1 pseudogene is annotated in these 359 nt (G+C 67.4%); it reads right to left on the reverse strand.

Going from position 1 to position 359, the window contains the following annotated elements:
- A pseudogene (locus tag JM664_RS17795) lies at positions 1-357 on the reverse strand (transposase); the annotation flags it as partial.
- Positions 358-359: the final 2 nt, after the last annotated feature.

Raw genomic sequence — 359 nt, forward strand, 5'->3', positions numbered from 1 at the left:
GGGAAACGCCCCACTGGGGCCTTTCCTTTTCCTCCTCACTCTTGGTCAGCAGCCATTCGACGCCCTCCTCGCCGATCCGCTGGCGCCAGCGGGTGAGCGAGGAGGGATCGATCGGCGGGCGGTGCTGGAAGAAGGTCTCGCCGCAGAAGTGCTGGTAGTACGGGTTCTCGACCCACCGCGCGACCACAGCCTCGTCCGAGAGGGCGAAGGCGTGCTGGAGGCAGAGCAGCCCGCCACCAGCCGCGGTGACGTCGCGGGCCTCCCGCTTGCCGACGGGAAGAACCCGGCCCACTCCCGCTCGAGGAACTCCCAGTCGATCACCGCCTCGAGCTTCACCAGCTCATGACGCATGTCGATCA

The sequence above is a fragment of the Roseitranquillus sediminis genome (assembly GCF_016918935.1).
In the GTDB taxonomy this organism is placed as follows: domain Bacteria; phylum Pseudomonadota; class Alphaproteobacteria; order Rhodobacterales; family Rhodobacteraceae; genus Roseitranquillus; species Roseitranquillus sediminis.